General features: G+C 64.3%; 21 protein-coding genes. 10 read left to right on the top strand and 11 right to left on the bottom strand.

The window, feature by feature from the left end; all coding sequences use genetic code 11:
- Positions 1 to 2: 2 nt before the first annotated feature.
- From JG743_RS09745 to JG743_RS09775, 7 genes are all read right to left on the bottom strand, one after another.
- Entirely contained in the window at positions 3 to 335 is a 333-nt protein-coding gene (locus JG743_RS09745; protein ID WP_202299991.1) for a flagellar hook-basal body complex protein FliE, read from the bottom strand.
- Positions 332 to 751 (bottom strand): flagellar basal body rod protein FlgC, encoded by a 420-nt coding sequence (gene flgC / locus JG743_RS09750; protein WP_202299992.1) that lies wholly within the window; start codon positions 749 to 751, stop codon positions 332 to 334. Before flgC ends, JG743_RS09745 begins: the two co-directional genes overlap by 4 nt.
- Before the next feature lie 2 nt (positions 752 to 753).
- Complete coding sequence (gene flgB, locus JG743_RS09755) at positions 754 to 1,134, bottom strand: flagellar basal body rod protein FlgB (protein ID WP_202299993.1); 381 nt, start codon at positions 1,132 to 1,134, stop codon at positions 754 to 756.
- A gap of 103 nt (positions 1,135 to 1,237) precedes the next feature.
- On the bottom strand, positions 1,238 to 2,083 hold the full coding sequence (locus JG743_RS09760; RefSeq protein ID WP_202299994.1) for a hypothetical protein: 846 nt from the start codon (positions 2,081 to 2,083) through the stop codon (positions 1,238 to 1,240).
- The gene (fliI, locus tag JG743_RS09765; RefSeq protein WP_202299995.1) at positions 2,064 to 3,470 is read right to left on the bottom strand and encodes a flagellar protein export ATPase FliI; all 1,407 of its coding nucleotides are present in this window, start codon (positions 3,468 to 3,470) and stop codon (positions 2,064 to 2,066) included. Before fliI ends, JG743_RS09760 begins: the two co-directional genes overlap by 20 nt.
- 4 nt (positions 3,471 to 3,474) lie before the next feature.
- Positions 3,475 to 4,197 (bottom strand): flagellar basal-body rod protein FlgF, encoded by a 723-nt coding sequence (gene flgF, locus JG743_RS09770; protein WP_202299996.1) that lies wholly within the window; start codon positions 4,195 to 4,197, stop codon positions 3,475 to 3,477.
- Positions 4,198 to 4,204: 7 nt separating this feature from the next.
- Complete coding sequence (locus JG743_RS09775; protein WP_202299997.1) at positions 4,205 to 4,981, bottom strand: DUF1217 domain-containing protein; 777 nt, start codon at positions 4,979 to 4,981, stop codon at positions 4,205 to 4,207.
- A gap of 180 nt (positions 4,982 to 5,161) precedes the next feature.
- Between JG743_RS09775 and motA the strand changes: the two genes are divergently transcribed.
- From motA to JG743_RS09805, 6 genes are read left to right on the top strand one after another with little or no spacing between them, the layout of a single operon-like run.
- A complete protein-coding gene (gene motA, locus JG743_RS09780; RefSeq protein WP_126058496.1) occupies positions 5,162 to 6,037 on the top strand; it encodes a flagellar motor stator protein MotA in 876 nt (291 codons plus the stop codon).
- Between the two features lie 34 nt (positions 6,038 to 6,071).
- Positions 6,072 to 7,010, top strand: a complete 939-nt coding sequence (locus JG743_RS09785) for a FliM/FliN family flagellar motor switch protein (protein ID WP_202299998.1) — start codon at positions 6,072 to 6,074, stop codon at positions 7,008 to 7,010.
- Positions 7,011 to 7,042: 32 nt separating this feature from the next.
- On the top strand, positions 7,043 to 7,432 hold the full coding sequence (gene fliN / locus JG743_RS09790; RefSeq protein ID WP_202299999.1) for a flagellar motor switch protein FliN: 390 nt from the start codon (positions 7,043 to 7,045) through the stop codon (positions 7,430 to 7,432).
- 43 nt (positions 7,433 to 7,475) lie between these two features.
- On the top strand, positions 7,476 to 8,492 hold the full coding sequence (locus JG743_RS09795) for a flagellar motor switch protein FliG (RefSeq protein WP_202300000.1): 1,017 nt from the start codon (positions 7,476 to 7,478) through the stop codon (positions 8,490 to 8,492).
- Positions 8,493 to 8,516: 24 nt separating this feature from the next.
- Complete coding sequence (gene flhB, locus JG743_RS09800) at positions 8,517 to 9,599, top strand: flagellar biosynthesis protein FlhB (protein WP_202300001.1); 1,083 nt, start codon at positions 8,517 to 8,519, stop codon at positions 9,597 to 9,599.
- Positions 9,596 to 10,030: a hypothetical protein gene (locus tag JG743_RS09805; protein WP_202300002.1), complete on the top strand. Its 435-nt coding sequence runs from the start codon at positions 9,596 to 9,598 to the stop codon at positions 10,028 to 10,030. The genes flhB and JG743_RS09805 overlap by 4 nt, the downstream gene beginning before the upstream one ends.
- Before the next feature lie 117 nt (positions 10,031 to 10,147).
- Here the strand turns inward: JG743_RS09805 and JG743_RS09810 are convergent, their stop codons facing one another.
- The 4 genes from JG743_RS09810 to JG743_RS09825 all read right to left on the bottom strand — a co-directional run bounded on the left by JG743_RS09810 (position 10,148) and on the right by JG743_RS09825 (position 13,718).
- Complete coding sequence (locus JG743_RS09810; protein WP_202300003.1) at positions 10,148 to 10,918, bottom strand: helix-turn-helix transcriptional regulator; 771 nt, start codon at positions 10,916 to 10,918, stop codon at positions 10,148 to 10,150.
- Complete coding sequence (locus JG743_RS09815; protein WP_202300004.1) at positions 10,915 to 11,619, bottom strand: helix-turn-helix transcriptional regulator; 705 nt, start codon at positions 11,617 to 11,619, stop codon at positions 10,915 to 10,917. Before JG743_RS09815 ends, JG743_RS09810 begins: the two co-directional genes overlap by 4 nt.
- Positions 11,620 to 12,009: 390 nt before the next feature.
- A complete protein-coding gene (locus JG743_RS09820) occupies positions 12,010 to 13,041 on the bottom strand; it encodes a histone deacetylase family protein (protein WP_202300005.1) in 1,032 nt (343 codons plus the stop codon).
- 23 nt (positions 13,042 to 13,064) lie between these two features.
- Entirely contained in the window at positions 13,065 to 13,718 is a 654-nt protein-coding gene (locus JG743_RS09825) for a TetR/AcrR family transcriptional regulator (protein ID WP_202300006.1), read from the bottom strand.
- A gap of 258 nt (positions 13,719 to 13,976) precedes the next feature.
- Between JG743_RS09825 and JG743_RS09830 the strand changes: the two genes are divergently transcribed.
- The 4 genes from JG743_RS09830 to JG743_RS09845 all read left to right on the top strand — a co-directional run bounded on the left by JG743_RS09830 (position 13,977) and on the right by JG743_RS09845 (position 18,588).
- A complete protein-coding gene (locus JG743_RS09830; RefSeq protein ID WP_202300007.1) occupies positions 13,977 to 15,656 on the top strand; it encodes an amidohydrolase in 1,680 nt (559 codons plus the stop codon).
- Between the two features lie 127 nt (positions 15,657 to 15,783).
- Positions 15,784 to 16,878 carry an ABC transporter ATP-binding protein gene (locus tag JG743_RS09835; RefSeq protein ID WP_202300008.1) on the top strand — a complete coding sequence of 365 codons (1,095 nt, stop codon included), beginning with the start codon at positions 15,784 to 15,786 and terminating at the stop codon, positions 16,876 to 16,878.
- A complete protein-coding gene (locus JG743_RS09840) occupies positions 16,878 to 17,798 on the top strand; it encodes an ABC transporter permease (RefSeq protein ID WP_202300009.1) in 921 nt (306 codons plus the stop codon). Before JG743_RS09835 ends, JG743_RS09840 begins: the two co-directional genes overlap by 1 nt.
- On the top strand, positions 17,791 to 18,588 hold the full coding sequence (locus JG743_RS09845) for an ABC transporter permease (RefSeq protein WP_202300010.1): 798 nt from the start codon (positions 17,791 to 17,793) through the stop codon (positions 18,586 to 18,588). The genes JG743_RS09840 and JG743_RS09845 overlap by 8 nt, the downstream gene beginning before the upstream one ends.
- Positions 18,589 to 18,604 lie beyond the last annotated feature (16 nt).

Consider the following 18,604-nt stretch of genomic DNA (forward strand, 5'->3'; position numbering starts at 1 on the left):
GGCTAGATACTCATGCGGCTGATTTCGAGGTAGGCGGAGACGACCTTGTCGCGGATGGCGATGGTCGTCTGCAGGGCCTGCTGGGCACTCATCACCGCATCGACGACCTGGCGGGTGTCGGCGTCGCCGCGCAGCGCCTGGATCGACACCTGCTCGGCATTCTGCAAGGTGTTGACGGTCTTCGATGCCGCCTGGCTCAGCGCCTCGGCGAAGGACGTGCCAAACGTCTCGGTCGCTGTCGTCGGCGCGACGATGCCCTGGAAGGCGCCGGTCGCGGCGTCGGCGCCTTCGGTTGCCGGTTTGAGCGGGCCAATGCTGCCGATGCCGCTGATCATTGCTGGTTCCTCATCAGGTCGATGGTCATGGAAATCAGATCGCGCGCCTGCTTGACGACCTGCAGATTGGCCTCATAGGAGCGGTTGGCCTCGGTCATGTCGGCCATTTCGATCAGCACGTTGACGTTGGGCATCTTGACGTAGCCCTTTTCGTCGGCGGCTTCGTTGCCGGGCTGGAACTCGATCGGAAAATCGGATGGATCGCGCGCTACCGAGCTGACCTCGACAAGCTGGCCGCCGGTGGCGCGGTCGAGCTCGGAAGCAAAGGAGATCGTCTTGCGGCGATAGGGATCGGCGCCCGGGGTGGTGCCGGTCGACTGCGCGTTGGCGAGGTTTTCCGACACCACGCGCAGGCGCTCCGACTGGGCGCCGAGGCCGGATGCTGCGACTTTGAGGGCTGCGGTAAGCGCGTCCATGGTCAGCTCTTCACCGCCATCATCATCATGGAGTGGAAGGCCTTGACGATCGCGGTGTTGAGCTCGAAGGAGCGGCGGACCTCACCGGCCTTCATCAACTCGTCTTCCAGCGCCACCGTGTTCTTCGACGGCATGATCGAGCCGGTGGTTTCTTCCGGTTTGACGGCGAAGCCGGCATTGGTCGCCTGGGTGCCGAGATGCCCGGCCTGGGTGGCCTGCAGCGACACCGCCGTGCGGTCGAGGACCTTCTCGAACGGCTCGACATCGCCCGCAGTGTAGCCCGGCGTGTTGGCATTGGCGATGTTGGAGGCAATGGCGGACTGGCGTACGGCCAGCCACTGCGATTGCTTGGTGGCAAGATCGAAAAGGTTGACGGGCTCCATGGGAATCTCCGGGGCGGGGTTCCCAAAGATTAGGCCGCCAGTCTTGCGCGGACCTTGCGCGGGGCGGGCATGGCGCAGCGTCGCGCGACTGGCCCGTGCGCCGCTATTTGGAGAGTTCGATCACTTGGTCGGTGCTGGTGACCATGACCCATTTGCCGCGGCGTTGCTCAATCGAAGAGACAATGCTGGAGTCCGGCAGCTTTGAGCCGCGCTGGACGATCCACAGGCCGGCGTCGTCCTCGATCATGGCGCGGCCGTTGGCGACATGCACCATGCGGAACTTGGGGTCCGCCGGAAAGGGTTGTTGGTCGACGCCCGGAGCTTGGGCGGGATCCTCGGGGTCCTGCAGCGTGCCGGTGGCGAACAAGTCGACATCGGGAACATCCTTGGCCGTCAGCGGCTGGCCGGGATTTTCCATTTGCGAGCCGCCGCTGACGCGTCCGGCATTGGTGCCGCTGCCGCCGAACTTGATGGCCTGCACACCGAACTGTTCCTGGTTGAAGAAAATATACCAGGGAAACAGCGCGCAGATCAGGCCGAGCGTGACGCCGAGCGCGGCGACGACGAAATCGCTGCGTCGGTCGGGCTTCTTGCCCAGCCGCGGAAATTCCGCCCTTGGCGGTGTGGGCCATTCCGTGCGCGGGAACAGGTCATCGATCAGCGAATCGCGGCTGGCCTGGATCGTCTCGGCGGCCTCAACCTGGGGAGCCTTGGGCAAATCAGACCCGGCTGCCTTGGCAGGCCCAGCGGTCCTCGGAAGGGCGGGCTTCGCCGCCTTGGCCAGGACGGCCTCGGCCTTAGCCGCGACCTTTGCCGCTATGGCGCGAGCGGCCTTTGCTGCGGCGGACCGTGCTTCTTCAGCCAGGGCTTCCTCCTTGGCCCTGGCCTCGTCGATCATCTCGCGCAGCAGGCGCTCGGTATACTGGCGCTCACTCTCCTGCATCGCCATTCTGCTTTCCCTTCAGGTAACGGGCAAGGTCGGCGAACGGATCGACCGAGGCGCGGTCCTTCGGCGACTGCGTCAGCGCCTCGTAGATCAGCGGCACCTGGCGCACGGCGATATCGAGCTCGGCGTCGGCGCCGCCCTGATAGGCGCCGAGCAGGCGGATGTCGCGCGTGTCCTCGAAGCGCGAGATCATCGATTTCAGCCTGGTCACCAGCATCCGCTGCTCGGCGCTCCAGGCCTTGTCGGCCAGGCGAGAGATCGATGACAGCGGGTTAACCGGCGGATAGCGACCCTGTTCGGCGATCGCGCGGTCGAGCACGACGTGGCCGTCGAGGATGCCGCGCACTGAATCGGCGACCGGATCGTTGTGGTCGTCACCATCGACCAGCACCGAGATGATGGCGGTGATCGACCCCTTGCCCTCGGCGCCGGGGCCTGCACGCTCGAGCAGCTTGGGCAGGTCGGTGAACACCGATGCGGGATAACCGCGCGCAACCGGCGGTTCGCCGGTTCCGGTCGCCACCTCGCGCAGCGCATGGGCAAAGCGGGTGATGGAATCCAGCACCAGCAGCACGCGGTGGCCCTGGTCGCGGAAATGCTCGGCGACGCGCATGGCGGTGTCCGGCGCGCGCCGGCGCATCATGGCGCTCTCGTCGCTGGTGGCGACCACGGCCACGGTCTTGGCCATGCTTTCGGCGCCGATCGTGTCCTCGAGGAATTCGCGCACCTCGCGGCCGCGCTCGCCGATCAGCGCGACGACGACCGTGTCGAAGGCGTCGGCGCCGGCGAGCATGGCGAGCAGCGTCGACTTGCCGACGCCGGAACCGGCAAAGATGCCGAGACGCTGGCCGAAGCAGAGCGGGGTGAAGATGTCGATGACCCTGACCCCGGTCATGAAGGCGGTGCCGACGCGCTGCCGCGCCATGGCGCCCGGTGTCGTGGCGCTTTCGCCCGTAGCAGACGCAGATCTCTCCAGCGGCGGGCCGCCGTCGATGGCGCGGGTGAGCGCGTCGATGGCGCGCCCGCGCCACGAGACATGCGGCGCCACCGCCAGTGGCCCGCGCCGGAACACGGCATCGCCCATGCCGGCATCGGCGCTGCGCTCGAAGGGGGCCACGACCACCTCGTCGCGGCCGATCTTGACGATTTCGCCGCGACGCGCGCCGGCACGGCCGCGCTGCTCGACGATGTCGCCCAGCCTGGCGATGTCGGAAAGGCCGCGCACCTTGTAGTGGGTCGGCGAGATCTCGGCGACGCGGCCACCGCGCCGGAGCAGGGACTCGGCACTATCGAAGCGGCGCAGCACGCGTTCCAGCGCGGCAAGCCGGTCGCCGGGTGCTGCTTCGGGCTGCCTTTCAAGGGCGCGTAGCGAGGGCGGGCTGGTCGACATGCCGCTACTTGGAGCCGAGCGTCTTGATCGCGTCGTCGGTGGTCGTATCGGTCTGGCGTATCAGCGCCGCCGTGTTCTCGAAGGCGCGCTGGACCATGATCAGACGGGTCATTTCAAGCACCGGATTGACGTTGGATTCCTCGAGGAAACCCTGCGCGACGCCGACATCGGAACGGTCGGTGACCGGCTCCGGCGTGCGCGCTGGAACGATGCCCGAATTGCCGTAACGGACGAAATTCTGCCCGGGGTCGAAAGTGTAGAGGCCGATGGCGCCGACGAGCTGGTCGTTCTGCCGGAGCGAGCCGTCGGCGCCGGCCTTTGGCGGGCCGTTGCGCGGATCGAGCTGGATCGGGGCGCCGCCGCCGTCCAGCACCGGATAGCCTTCGATCGACATCAGCTCGCCGTTCTCGTTCATCGAAAAACGGCCGTCGCGGGTCATCACCGTGCCGCCCGGCGTCTCGATTGCGAACCAGGCATCGCCCTGGATTGCGAAGTCGAAAGGATTGCCGGTCTCGGTCATGGAGCCGTGCGCCGTCGAAAGATAAGTCTTGCCGGACGATGCGAAGGAGACCGACTTCGGACCGGTGCCGGACACGACATCCTCGAATTTCACGCCGGTGGCGCGAAAGCCGATGGTCGAGGCATTGGCGACATTGTCGGCAATGGTGTCGAGGCGGCGCTCGAGCGCGATCTGCGAGGAGAGGGCGACGTAGAGGCTGTCCTGCATGGTGCTCTCAGAACTTCAGTTTCTGCATGGCCATCATCAGATCGGTCGAGATGCCGACCGTGGTCGGCTGGGCAAAGAGCACGCTGACCGATGTCGATGCCGTCGAGGTGGGGTTGTTGATCTCCCACAGGCTGGTGAAGCGGGTCAGGAACTTGTTCAGCTTGTCGGTGTCCTTGAAATCGGCGATGTCGAGCTTCTGCTCGAACAATTGCGCCTGCTTGTCGATGTCGGCCGAGGCGAAGGAATCGGGCAGGCCGAGCGCGGTGCGCACGACGCTCGAAAGCGCGGTATCGGCCAGCACGTCGTACCAGCTGGTGATGTTGGGCGCCTTGCGTTGGAAATAGAGCGCCAGCCGCACGCCTTCATTGGTCTGGCCGGCATTCTCCTCCAGGGTCTGGCGCATATATTTGTCGACCGTGCCTTGCTGGGCGGAGGGGAACAGCGTGGCGGTTGAGCCGTAGGCCGCGAAGTTGAACGCCTTCACAAACTCGGCGTAGCGCTTGTCGCTCAGCTTGTTGGCGAAGCTGTCCGAGTCCGAGACGCCTTCCTTGAGCGCCTTGACCATGAAAGCCTTGGCATAGGCCATGTCGCCCAGGCCGTACGCCTTCATGGCATAGGTGAACAGGCGCGTGTCCTTGACGAAGTCGTCGATGGTTTTGATGTTGCCGATATTGGCGAGATAGTAGTCGGTATCGCGCTTGACGACGGGCTGCGCCTCGACATGGTCGATCGCCTTGGGGATGTCCTTGGCGATAAGCTGGTAGCTCGTATATGTGTTCAACACGCTGTGCGCCTCCGGCCGAAGCTATTCCATGAAAATACAGCCACTTCCTTGCGCGAAGCTGAATCGGCTCCGCGGCCCGCGATCCGGACCTCCGCGGATCAAGGCCTCGCCGATTCAAGCCTCACACAAGGCACGGGGATTATCGATTGGGCCTTGCGGTGACATGCGGAAGGATCTTGCGTGGGCATTCTGATCGGACTGGTGGTGACGCTCGGCTGCGTCCTCGGCGGCTTCATGGCCATGGGTGGCCATCTGCATGTGCTGATGCAGCCCTGGGAAGCGGTGGTCATCTGCGGCGCGGCGCTCGGCACCTTCCTGGTCGCCAACCCCATGAAGACCGTCAAGGACACCGGCAAAGGCATTCTCGAAGCGTTCAAGCAGGCGGTGCCGAAGGAGCGGGATTATCTCGAGACGCTCGGCGTGCTGCACAGCCTGATGCGCGAACTGCGCTCCAAGTCGCGCAGCGAGGTCGAGGCGCATATCGACAATCCCGAGGAATCGGCGATCTTCCAGGCGTTCCCGACGGTGCTGAAGAACCACGACCTCACGCATTTCATCTGCGACTACTGCCGCATCATCATCATTGGTAATGCGCGTTCGCATGAGATCGAGGCGCTGATGGACGAGGAGATCCAGACCATCAGGACCGACAAGCTGAAGGCCTACCATGCGATGGTGGCGGTCGGCGACGGCTTGCCGGCGCTGGGCATCGTCGCCGCGGTGCTCGGCGTAGTCAAGGCGATGGGCGCGCTCGACCAGTCGCCGGAAATCCTCGGCGGGCTGATCGGCGCCGCGCTCGTCGGCACCTTCCTCGGCATCTTCCTGTCCTATGGCGTGGTGGGCCCCGTCGCCACCAAGATCAAGACCGTGCGCGAGAAGAAGAACCGCCTCTACATCATCGTCAAGCAGACGCTGCTTGCCTATATGAACGGCGCGCTGCCGCAGGTCGCGATCGAGTTCGGCCGCAAGACCATCTCGTCCTACGAACGGCCGACGATCGATGCCGTCGAGCAGAGCACGATGAACACCGGCACGGCCGAGAAGAAAGCGGCCTGAGCATGCGTGAAGACAGACAGGGCCGCTCGCCATCATGACCAGTCCGGGCAGTCCGTCTCAGACCCGTTCCCTGATCATCGAACGTCTTGTCGGCGACAGCGGCGAGGCCGGTCATGTCATTGGTGCCGGGCGGGCGATGGCCGAACGCGCCGTGCCGCTGCTGCAGAAGAGCCTTGCCGTCGAGCTTGGCGCGCCGGTTACGGTGGATCTGCGGGCGGTCGAGGTGAGCCGGGTTCCCCATGCACGCGCCGATGCCGGCGAGACCTTCGCCATGGTCATCGTTCCATCGCCGACGTCGGCCGACGCCATGACCCTGGTGATCGACGCTCAGGCCATAGCCGTCGTGGTTTGCGCCCTGTTCGGCGGGGACCCGGACGTGCCGGTCTCGCCGATCGAACGCGAGCTTTCACAGATCGAGGCCGACGTGGCGACGACGGTGATCCAGCATGTGGCGCAGGCGCTCAATGGATCGGGCAAACGCTCGCTCGAATTGCGGCTGCCGGTGCAGCGGGCAATGTCCGGCATGGAGGCGAAGCGGCGGGTGCTGCGCGACGGGGCGGCGGTCCGCATGGTGTTCGGCATCTCGACACCGACCGACAGCGGCACCGTCACGGTGATGATCCCGCAGCGCATCCTGCTTGCCACTCGTGGCGGCGCGGCCGGCGCCCAGGATGACGATCACGCGACCGGCTCGGACTGGCGCGCGCGCTTCTCCGAAGAAGTGATGCGCTCGACAGTGACGCTGGAAGCGACGATGCCGCTTGCCCGGCTGACGCTCGGCGACCTCGCCAGCCTCGAAGTCGGGCAGGTCATCGAATTCGAAGAGACGGCGCAGTCGCAGGCGAGGCTCAGCGCGCGCGACAAGACGCTGTTTGTCTGCGAGTTCGGCAAGCTCGGCCAGAATTACACCGTCCGCGTCCGGCATCCCTACGATGCCGGACAGGATTTCATCGACGGGCTGATGCCGGGCTGACGCCGGGTGGTCCGATTTTTTGGAGACGACGCATGGCAAAGACCAAGGTGGAAGCCGAACCCGATCAGCCGGACGAGCAGCTCGATCGCGCCATCGAGGAGCTGCGCGGTGTCCTCAAGGAAGAGGAGAAGCGCCCGGACGCTGCCTTCAGGGCCGCTTCAGGCGGCGCCAATTCGAGCATCATCATGGCCATTCCCGTCGACGTGCAGATCATCCTCGGCAGCACCGAGATGCCGGTGTCCGAACTGATGGCGCTGCAGAAGGGCTCGACGGTGGCACTCAACCGACGCATCGGCGAGCCTGTCGACGTGGTGGTCAATGGCCGCAAGATCGCCCGGGGCGAGATCACCGTGCTCGAAAGCGACCCGTCGCGCTTCGGCATCAGGCTGACCGAAATCATCGCCGCCACCAAGAGCGCATAGGCATGGCCGGCGTGCACCGCCACCGACCGCAGGGACAGACAGCATGACGACGCTGACCACGCTGACGCGCCCGCAAAAGGCAGCCGCCATCCTGGTGGCGATGGGCAAGCCCTCAGCCAGCCGGCTCCTGAAATTCTTCAAGCAGGAAGAACTGAAGGCGCTGATCGAAGGGGCGCGCCTGCTGCGCACGATCCCGCAAGGCGATCTCGAGCGCATCGTCGCCGAATTCGAAGCCGAATTCACCGAGGGCGCGGGACTGCTCGATTCCGCCGACCGGATGGACACCATCCTCAACGAGTCGCTGTCGCCCGAGGAGATGAGCGCCATCATGGGCGACAAGAGGTTCGAGGTGGCGCCCGAGGGGCCGCCGCCGATCTGGCCCGACCTCGAGAAGCTGGAGCCCGGCCGCCTCGGCGCCTTCCTGTCCGGCGAGCACCCGCAGACCTCGGCCATGGTGCTGTCGAAGCTTTCCTCGCAGACAACGGCCAACGTGCTGTTGACGATGGAAAAGCCCGTCCGCAGCGAGATCATCAAACGCATGGTCACGTTAGCCTCGGTTCCGGACGCGGCCGCCAAGATCGTCGAAAGCCAATTGCGCAGCAGCCTGCTGTCGCAAGCCTCGACGAAGGACATCTCGGTCGGACAGGCGCGTGTCGCCAGCGTGCTCAACGAAATGGACAAGCCTCAGCTCGAAGAGGTCATGCACGATCTGGAGGCGGCCGGCACGCCGGATCTCGACGGCGTCAGGTCGCGGCTGTTCGCCTTCGACGATCTGCCGCTGCTCGCCCAGAAGGCGCGGGTGCTGCTGTTCGACGGGCTGTCGACCGAACTGGTCACGCTGGCGCTGCGCGGCGCGCCGCCGGCGCTCACCGAATCGGTGCTGTCAGCGATCGGCGCAAGGTCGCGGCGCATGATCGAATCCGAACTCGGGCAGGGGTCTGAAGGCATCGCGCTGGCCGACATCATGGCGGCCCGCAAGACCATCGCGGTGGCGACGATCCGCCTGTCGCGTGAAGGGGCGTTCGAACTCCCCTCATCGTCGCAGAGCGAAGCGGCCTGATGGCGGCGGCTCGGTTAGCACGCCATGGCTGAAGCGGTCGACAAGGACTCGAAAACCGAGGAAGCGACAGAAAAGAAGATCCGCGACACCGTCGAACAGGGCAAGCTGCCCCATTCGCGCGAAGCGGCGATCTTCACCTCCTTCGTCGCCATATTGGTGTTCACTGTCTTCTACGCCAAGGACGCCATCGTCGATCTCGGCATGTTCCTGTCGATGTTCCTGGAGAAGCCCGAAGCCTGGCCGATGGACACCGAGACGGACGTCATCGCGCTTTACAAGACCGTCATCTTCGAGATCGGTCGCGCCGTCGTCAGCCTGCTGGTGCTTCTGGTGGTGGCCGGCGTCGGCGCCTCGGTGCTCCAGAACATGCCGCAATTCGTCGGGGAGCGGATCAGGCCGCAGCTGTCGCGCATTTCGATCAGCCAGGGCTGGAGCCGCATGTTCGGCGTGCAGGGCTTCGTCGAGTTCCTGAAGTCGCTGGGCAAGCTCGGCTTTGCCGTCGTCGTGCTCGGTTTCACGCTGTCGGAGGACCACCGCAAGCTGCTTGCCGGCATGATCACCAACCCGGTCGCCTTCGGTCTCGTCATCAGGAGCATCGCCGTCGACATATTGGTGGCGATCGTTTTCGTCATGGGGCTGATCGCGGTGGCAGACTTTGTCTGGTCGCGCTTCCACTGGCGTCGCGACCTGCGCATGAGCAAGCAGGAAATCAAGGACGAGATGAAGCAGTCCGAAGGCGATCCGATCGTCAAGTCGCGGTTGAGGTCGCTGGCGCGCGACCGTGCGCGGCGGCGCATGATGACGGCGGTGCCGCGCGCCACGCTGATCATCGCCAATCCGACGCACTATTCCATCGCGCTGAAATACGTCCGCGAGGAGGATTCCGCGCCCATGGTGCTGGCCAAGGGCCAGGATCTTGTGGCGCTCAAGATCCGCGAGATCGCCAGGGAACACAACATCCCGATCTTCGAGGACGTGGCGCTCGCGCGCTCCATGTACAAGCAAGTTTCGGTTGATAGCGTGATCCCGTCGCAATTTTACCAGGCCGTCGCCGAGCTGGTGCGGATCGTCTATTCGAAAAAAGCTGAGCGCAGACTGACCTCATGAACCGGCAAGCTTACGCAAAATCCCGCGAGATCATCGTCGCCAACGCCATTGCGCAGGTGATCGCCGAACTCAGGCTGATCGACGTCGCCGACTATATCGCCTTCATCCGGCTGGAGCATTTCGCCTGCCTGTCGGATCTGGTGGATTCGGCAGCCGAACTGTTCTTCATGCCGGGCACGCTCCGGCTCGGTCATGGCGGCGAGGCCCATGTCGACTGGAGCGGCAACCCGCGCATCGTGCTCGACCTCGAGCTCAGGCCACCTGGCGTGACCGTCTATTTCCAGCTGACACTGAGCGGGGACAAGGACCACGTCGTGGTCAACTACGTGTCGTTCGAAAAGCCCGGCGAGAATCCAGAGCACAACACCGCGCTGCTGGAAGCAGTGATCGAAGAAGCGCGCATCCGCAGGACCGAACCGGTCGCCTACTGAAATCCGCCATTGACGGAAGCAAAGCGCGGCGGTCGAGCGACCGCGCGCATTGGCATTCCGTTGCCTCGCGCTCGCGCAGGTTTCGCCGGTCCGGGCGAGGGGCCTTCGGGAGACGATCTATTCGATGAGGCCGAGCCGCAGCGCCTTGGCCACTGCCTGGTTGCGGTTGACGGCGTTGAGCTTCTGCGTCGACTGGGTCAGATACTGGTTGGCGGTGTGCACCGACAGTTTCAGCAGCCTGGCGATCTCCTCGCTCGTGTTGCCGTTTGCAGTCAGCTTCAGGCATTCGAGCTCACGCTTGGAGATCGAGCGCATCCTACCGGTGTCGGTCGGGCGGATGCGGGCGACCGCGGCAAACAGCGAAAAGCAGCGGGCGTGGATCTCGTAGAGCGCTTCCTGCGGCAGGGCGATGTCCGGTCCAAGGAAGATGACCAGCCCGCACTGGCCGCGATCGGCATGGACGGGAAAGGCGATGCCGTTGGTGCCGGGCGCGAGCGGCGCCGTCCGCTCGGACCAGGCAAGGTCCTGGAAGGCCTGCTGCGAGCTGGCGATGCCGTCGTCCACCCACCAGCGCGGCGCCGTCGAAATGCGGGTGTGGCGCACCATGTCCTCGCCGTTGGCGCCGGAGATGAATTTCGTGGCGACGGAGGTGCCGGGATAGTCGGAATCGAAGCATGGGACGAGGCGCGCCCGCTCCAGCGAAGGGCTGACGAAGAACAGGCCGAAGGCCTGAGCATTGATGTCGACGGCGATCCAGCGGCAGCGGCGCACGGCGTCCGGAATGGTGACGGCGTGGTGCGTTTCGGAGCCGAGTGAGAAGGCGCCGAAGGGACTGCGCTGCTCGTTGAAGAGGGCCTCGGCCGCCTCCTTGACCTGTGCCTGTTTCAAATGATGCCGCTCCTGATCGCTGTCGCGATGGCCATCGCGCGGTTGCTGGCCGCGAATTTCTGGATGGCGTGGGTGATGTAGCTGTTGACGGTGTTCGACGAGACGCCAAGGATCAGTGCGACCTCGTCCGTGGTCTTGCCCTCCGACACCCAGAACAGGCATTCGCGCTCGCGGTCGGATAACGGGTCCTGCATGGCGGCGGCGGCGATCAGTTGCGGGATGTTGGAGAGCGCATAGCAGCACTTCAGCTGGGCCTTCATCAGCGCCGGCTGGTCGATCTTGCCAGCCTCGGCGGCCGAAAACAGCGCGAACAGACGCTGGCGGCCGACATTCAGCTTCAACGAGTAGATTTCGGCGTGACCCAGCACATCGAGCAGGCGAGCCTCCTCGCCGGTCAGCAGCGCGCCGGCGTCGGGCGCCTGGGCTGCCACCAGCGGTCTTGGGCGGTTGCCGGGCGCCGCGGTCAACGGTCCCTGGGCGAGGCCGGCTATCAGCCGTTTGCCGATCAGCTCGATGGCATCGAATATCCAGTTGGACGACACGATGCGGGCGTCGCTGCGGTCCTGGTCGTGGATTATGGCGACAAGCATATAGCTGTCGGCGCCGATCTCGGCGGCGAGCTGCATGAAAAAGCTGGTGAGATCGCCGCGAGACGCCAGGCGCGATGGTTCGGATTGGAGAAGCGCGGCGGAACTGCTCATTTTATGCTTTTGCCGGAATCAATCCATGTGCCCGGTGCTGGCGTCGCCAGCGGCCGAACCCGAAATACGCGTCACTGTCACGAAGACACACTCAAGGCGCGGTCAGCGCCCGACCAGACCGAATCCTCTCAGGGAACGCGAAGCCGTCCGCGTCTGGTGCCGGCCGGATGCCGGAACTTGAGACTTTGGGTGGTCGCCGCGCCCCCCGAGGACCGGCTGATTCGGGTCTAATCTACCCGTAGATGAATCCGACATCAAACGCGATTTGACAAAATCGAATCCAGCGGACTCGGGGCGCGACTCACCGGCCGGTTTTTCGCGCCCGCATGCGGCTGGACGGGGCGCGAAAGATGGAATCCGCCGGGCCCGGCAGCAGGCCGCCAGCTTCCGTTACCGGTCCTCGAAGCCGGTCAGCACGCCGACGGCGTTGATGCCGATCTCTGCCACCGCGTAGCCGCCTTCCATGACGAACAGGGTCGGCAGGCCGAGCCTGGCGATGCGCCGGCCGATCTTGGGATAGTCGGCGCTCGTCAGCTTGAACTGGCTAATCGGATCCTTCTCGAACGTGTCGACGCCGAGCGACACCACGACGACATCGGGCGCGTAGGCGGCGAGCTTGGCGCAGGCATCCGCCAGCGCGGCGTTCCAGGCCTCCCAGTCGGTGCCGAACGGCATCGGGTAGTTGAGGTTGAAGCCTTCGCCTTCACCTGCGCCGCGCTCGTCGGCATGGCCGAGGAAGAAGGGATACTCGACCATCGGGTCGGCGTGCAGGTTGAGCACCTGGATATCGGCCCTGTCGTAGAAGATCTCCTGCGTGCCGTTGCCGTGGTGGTAATCGACATCGAGGATCGAGACGCGTTTGGCGCCCTGGTCGAGGAACCATTGCGCGGCGACGGCGGCGTTGTTGATGAAGCAATAGCCGCCCATGAAGGCAGCGCCCGCGTGATGGCCGGGCGGGCGGCAGAGCGCGAAGGCGGAGCGCTCGCCTGCCTTGACCAGTGCGGCCGCCGTCAGCGCGACGTCATGGGACGATTTGATCGCCGCCCAGGTGCCTTCGACGAAGGTGGCGCCGGCGTCGAAGGAATAGTAGCCGAGCAGCGCGTCGACGCGTTGCGGCGGCACGTCGCCGCGCAGTCCGCGCGTCGGCCAGGTGAAGGGCATTGCCGTGCCCTTGTGCCCCTCAGCCGTCCATCGCGGCCACACCGTCGGCAAGAAGTCGATGTAGTCTGCCCTGTGAACACGCTTGGCCACGGCGAGATCATGCTCGACCGGTCCAATGATCGGCCCGAGCTTCTCGCTTTCGACGCGCGCCTTGATGAATTCCACCCGCGACGGCTTTTCGAAACCCGGCACGATGGCGCTCGTGACGAGCTCCATCTGGCCGGCATGGCCGGCATGAAGCGGCGAAAAAACTGTCTTCATGAAATTCCTCTCGAGGCGCGAAATCAGTCAAGATTGAGGTAAGGGCTCACCAGGGCGAGCCACATGGTTTCGACATCGTCCTCGATCAGGTCGTATGTCCTGCGATCTCTTTTCAGCCCCACAAGCCGGCATGCGTGTCCGACTTCCATCATCAGCAAGCCGAGCCGGCTGGCGATCTTGCCTTCAAGCGCCGGGTTCACATGCTGCAGCCATGCGGCGTAGAGAGCGATGATCTGCTCGTCGTATTCGTTCTGGATCGGCCTGAGGTCGGCATTGCCGGATATGGCCTCGATCACCGGCATCAGGTTGGCGTTGTCGAGATAGAGCCTCGATGTGTCGATGAACAGCTTGCGCACTTCCCGCCGAAACTCGTCGCGGTTGGTGGGTGCGGCGACCTTGATGCGCCGTGCGATCACCTCGGGAAAGGACGACAGCCAGCGCCGGGCGAGGTCGAGAAGGATGGCTTCCTTGTTGGGAAAGTACTGGTAGACCGACCCGACCGACAGGCCTGCGCGCTGGGCGATGGCGAGCGTCGTCGGCGCCTTGGTACCTTGCTCTCGGGTCAGGATCAGCGCCGCGTCGAGAATCCTGTCGACCACCTTGCTTGACCGTTCCTGCCGCGGCTGCTTGCGCGGTTCGAGCGCTATCCTGGTTTCGCGGCTGAGACTGCGCTTCACGGCTCGACGTCCTCGTTCCGCACCCGGTCTCGACACTGGCGCAGGGTGCTGTTCACAATACATTCGAAATTCCGAACGTTGACAAACGCGAATAATTAGTCGCATTCTTTATCCACGCTGTCTCCAAGGATAACAAGGGGAATTTCGAAGACAGCGCACTGGCATCATTTTTGTCCGATAGCGCCGCTCCAGTGGAGTGGCGGGTCGTTGGGCACTGGGTTGTCGGTCTCAGCCAGTCGTCAAAAGCGCGGAGTTGCGATGTCTGTCACGGGTGCGGGTCATAGTGCTGATCTGGTCGTTATCAACGGTCGTGTGCTGACCATGGACGATGACAATCCCGTTGCCGAGGCCATTGCCGTCAAGGACGGCGCCATCATCGCGGTTGGCAGCCTCGCCTCCATCGAAGTGTTCAAGGGACCGGCCACCAAGATCGTCGACGCCAGTGGCGGCTCAGTGATCCCCGGCTTCATCGAAGCCCACATGCATCTGTTTTCAGGCGCGGCCGAGCTCGGGCATCTGCAACTGTCGGGCGTCCACGGCTTCGACGCGCTGCAAAGAGCGATCCGCGACTATGCATCGGCTTGGCCCGACGCGAAGATGCTGGTCGGGCAGGGCGTCGACTATACCGTGCTCGGCGACGAGCGGGTGACGCGTCACCATCTCGATGCGATCCTGCCCGACCGGTCCTTCGCCATGGCCGCTCCCGACCACCACACGATGTGGGCCAACACCAGGGCGCTGGAGATGGCCGGCATTCTGCATGGCCGAACGCTGGGTCCTGGCAACGAGATCGTCATGGGTGAGGATGGCCTGGCGGCAGGCGAATTGCGCGAGGGCGAGGCGTTCGGCCCTGTGCTCGATCTCGCCGGCGAAAGCCGGGTGCGGCTGGGGCTGGCGACCGGCGGCGAGCCGGAGCCGATGCCGACCGCTGCCGAGCGCGCGGCCGACCGCGACATCATGCGGCGAGGCCTTGCCTGGTGCGCGCGCCACGGCATCACGTCGATCCAGAACATGGACGGCAATCTCTACCAGCTCGAGCTGCTGGCCGAGATCGAGGCCGAGGAGGGCTTGGCCTGCCGCGTCCAGATCCCGTTCCACTACAAGAACTTCATGACGCTCGACATGCTCGACAAGGCCTCCGTCATGGCCGAGCGCTACAATAGCGAATGGCTGTCGTCGGGCATGGTCAAGGTGTTCTATGACGGCGTGCTCGATTCATGGACGGCGGTGATGGTCGAGCCCTATGCCGACCGCACGGATTGGGTCGGTGAGCCGCTGTTCATACCGCGTCAGTTCGCCGAGCTTGCGGTCGCGGTCGACAGGCGCGGTCTACAGATGGCGGTGCATTCGATCGGTGACGGGGCGGTGCGCGCCGTCCTCGACGGCTATGAGGCGGCCGAGAGGGCCAACGGCAAGCGCGACAGCCGGCACCGGGTCGAGCATATCGAGGTGGTCACCGCCGCCGATGTGCCGCGCTTCGAAAAGCTCGGCGTCATCGCCTCCATGCAGCCGCCGCATCCGCCGGGCGCCATGGATTTTCCATTGGAGCCGACCGTATCGCGCATCGGGCAGGCGCGCTGGCCGCTGAGCTATGCCTGGCGGACGCTGAAGAATGCCGGCGCGCACGTCGTCTTCGCTTCCGACTGGCCGGTATCGCCCATCGATCCGATCCTGGGCATCAAGGCGGCAGTGTTGCGCAAACCATGGGCAAAGACCGATCCCGACCAGAGCTTCTCGCTGCACGAGGCGATTGCCGGCTATACGGTGGAAGGGGCCTATGCGGAATTCATGGAACACCGCAAGGGCCGCCTGAAGCCAGGCTATCTGGCCGACCTCGTGGTGCTCTCGGCCGATATCGAGGCGATCGCGCCGGAAGACCTGCACACGGTGCGGCCGGTCACAACCGTCTGTGGCGGCAAGGTCACGTATCAAGCATGACGGTGGCACGGGAATTGCGTTTTAGGTCCAGTCCAAGCTCCGCAGTTGCCAAGCCGATTGGCTTATGGTGACAATCAAAACAGGAACAAACCTGCCGCCAAGAGCAGGCCATCTCAATGGGGTAATCGTGCCGGAACAACCGGGTAAGAATGCAATCGAGGTTCGTGGCGTTCGCAAGGTATTTGGCACCGGTGAACACCAGGTCGCCGCTCTCGACACGGTTTCGGTGTCGATCCGAGAAAACGAGTTCTTCACGCTGTTGGGGCCCTCCGGCTGCGGCAAGACAACGCTTCTGAGGCTGATTGCCGGCTTCGACTTCCCGAGCGCCGGCGAAATCCTGCTGTATGGCCAGGACATCGCGCCGCTGCCGCCGTTCAAGCGGCCGGTCAACACCGTGTTCCAGTCCTACGCGCTGTTCCCGCACATGACCGTTGCCGAGAATATCGGCTTCGGCCTGGAAATGCTGGGCAAACCCAAGACCGAGATCAAGGCGCGCGTCGGCGAGATGCTGAAGCTGGTCAAGATGGAGGCGCTCGCCGGGCGTCGCACCAGCCAGATCTCGGGCGGCCAGCAGCAGCGCGTGGCGCTCGCCCGCGCGCTCGCGCCACAGCCGAAGGTGCTCCTGCTCGACGAACCGCTGTCGGCGCTCGACTACAAGCTGCGCAAGGAGATGCAGATCGAGTTGAAGCGCCTGCAGCACGAGACCGGCATCACCTTCATCTTCGTTACCCACGACCAGGAAGAGGCGCTGACGATGTCGGACCGCATTGCGGTGATGTCGTCGGGCAAGATCCTGCAGGTCGGCACGCCGTGGGATATCTACGACAAGCCGGCGGAACGCTTCGTCGCCGACTTCATCGGCGAGACCAACTTCCTCACCGCCGCCATCACCAATGTCGGCAACGGCAAGGCGCGCGCGACGCTCAAATCCGGCGCAACCATCGAAGCGACCGTGGCCGAAGGCTTCCAGCCGAAGGACAACGCCACCGTGGTGGTGAGGCCGGAACACGCCAAGCTGAGCGACGGCAAGGGCGACCTGGCGGGCACGGTCGAAAACATCGTCTATTTCGGCACCGACACCCACATCCATGTCCAGTTGGACAGCGGCGAAGCCTTCACCGTGCGCCAGCAGAACACGCGCAGCGCCGGTTGCGGTTTCGAGCGCGGCGACAAGGTCGGCATCATGATCGGCAACGACGCCGCGCAAGTGCTGAGGGACTGATGGCAACCGCGGAAGAAATCGCCAAGGAAGCGGAGCGTCGCGACGTCCGCACGCGCTGGCTGCTGTCGGCGCCGGCGCTCATCATCATCCTTCTCGCGGCGACCGGACCGTTGCTGATCGTGCTGGTCTATTCGTTGCTGACGCCCGGCCCCTATGGCGATGTGAAATGGCAGTTTTCGCCGGACGCCTGGGTGTCGGTGTTCATGGAGCGCGACATTTTCGACGACACGCTTTCGCTTGCCGCCGCTCACGTCACCATTTTCTGGCGCTCCATCAAGCTGGCGATCGTGACGACGATCGCGACCTTGGCGCTCGGTTTCCCGACGGCCTATTTCATGGCGACGCGCAGTGAGAAGACGCGCGACATCTGGCTGTTCCTGATCACCATCCCGTTCTGGACGAACCTGCTCATCCGCACCTTCGCGGTGCTGCAGATCATCCGCAACGAGGGCATCGTCAACACCATCCTGATCAAGCTCGGCATCATCTCGGCGCCGATCCAGATCCTGTTCACCGACACGGCGATCCTGATCGGCATGGCCTATGTCTACCTGCCGTTGATGGTGCTGCCGATCTATGCCAGCATGGAGAAACTCGACTTCAGGCTGGTCGAGGCGGGCTACGACCTCTATGCCAGCCGGTTCCAGGTGCTGAGGCGCATCATCTTCCCGCTGGTCAGGCCGGGCGTGATCGCCGGCTCGATCCTGGTCTTCATCCCGGCGATCGGCGCCTATGTCACGCCCAGCGTGCTCGGCGGCGGCAAGAACATGATGCTGTCCAACCTGATCGAGCTGCAGTTCGGACAGGGCCGCAACTGGCCGCTCGGCTCGGCGCTGTCGATCACTGTGATGATCATCGTCATGGTGGCGCTGCTGGCCTATGTGCGCAATGCCGGACGGGCGGAGGTTCGCCATGGCTAATTTCTCGATCAAGCACCAGCCAGGCTTCACCGCAATCGCCGCGACCTGCTTCGTCGTCCTCTACCTGCCGATCATCGTGCTGGTGTTCTACGCCTTCAACGCCGCGACATCGACGTCGGAATGGGGCGGCTTCTCGCTGAAATGGTTCCAGTCGGCGTGGCAGAACACGCAGGTCATCGATGCCACCTTGCGATCCTTCCAGATCGGCTCGGTTGCCGCGGTGCTGTCGACCATCGCCGCCACAATGGCCGCGTTGGCGACGACGCGCACGGCGCCCTATCCCGGACTGACCTTCAAATACGCGGCGATCAACCAGCCGCTGATGGTGCCGGAGATCGTCACCGGCGTGGCGCTGTTGATCTTCTTTTCGCGCATCAAGATTTTCACCGGCTATTCCGGCCTCGGCTATCTGATCGCCGCGCACACGGCGTTCTGCATCCCCTTCGCCTACCTGCCGATCCGGGCGCGGCTGGAGAACATGGACCTGACGCTGGAGCGCGCCGCCGCCGATCTCTACGCGACGCCGTGGCGGACGTTCCGCCGCATCACGCTGCCGCTGCTGTGGCCCGGCATCCTGGCCGGGTTGATGCTGGCCTTCGTGATCTCGCTCGATGACGTCGTCATCACCGAGTTCGTCAAGTCGGGCGGCCAAGACACGCTGCCGACCTATATGCTCGGCCAGATCCGTCGGGGGATAACACCCGAGATAAACGCGATATCGACCGTATTCCTGCTCTTGTCGGTCGCCATCGTGACGTTGTTTTTCTTCATCAGCAGGAAACGCGATTAGACATGATCAATGGGAG

This window comes from Mesorhizobium sp. 131-2-1 (assembly GCF_016756535.1).
Lineage (GTDB): Bacteria > Pseudomonadota > Alphaproteobacteria > Rhizobiales > Rhizobiaceae > Mesorhizobium.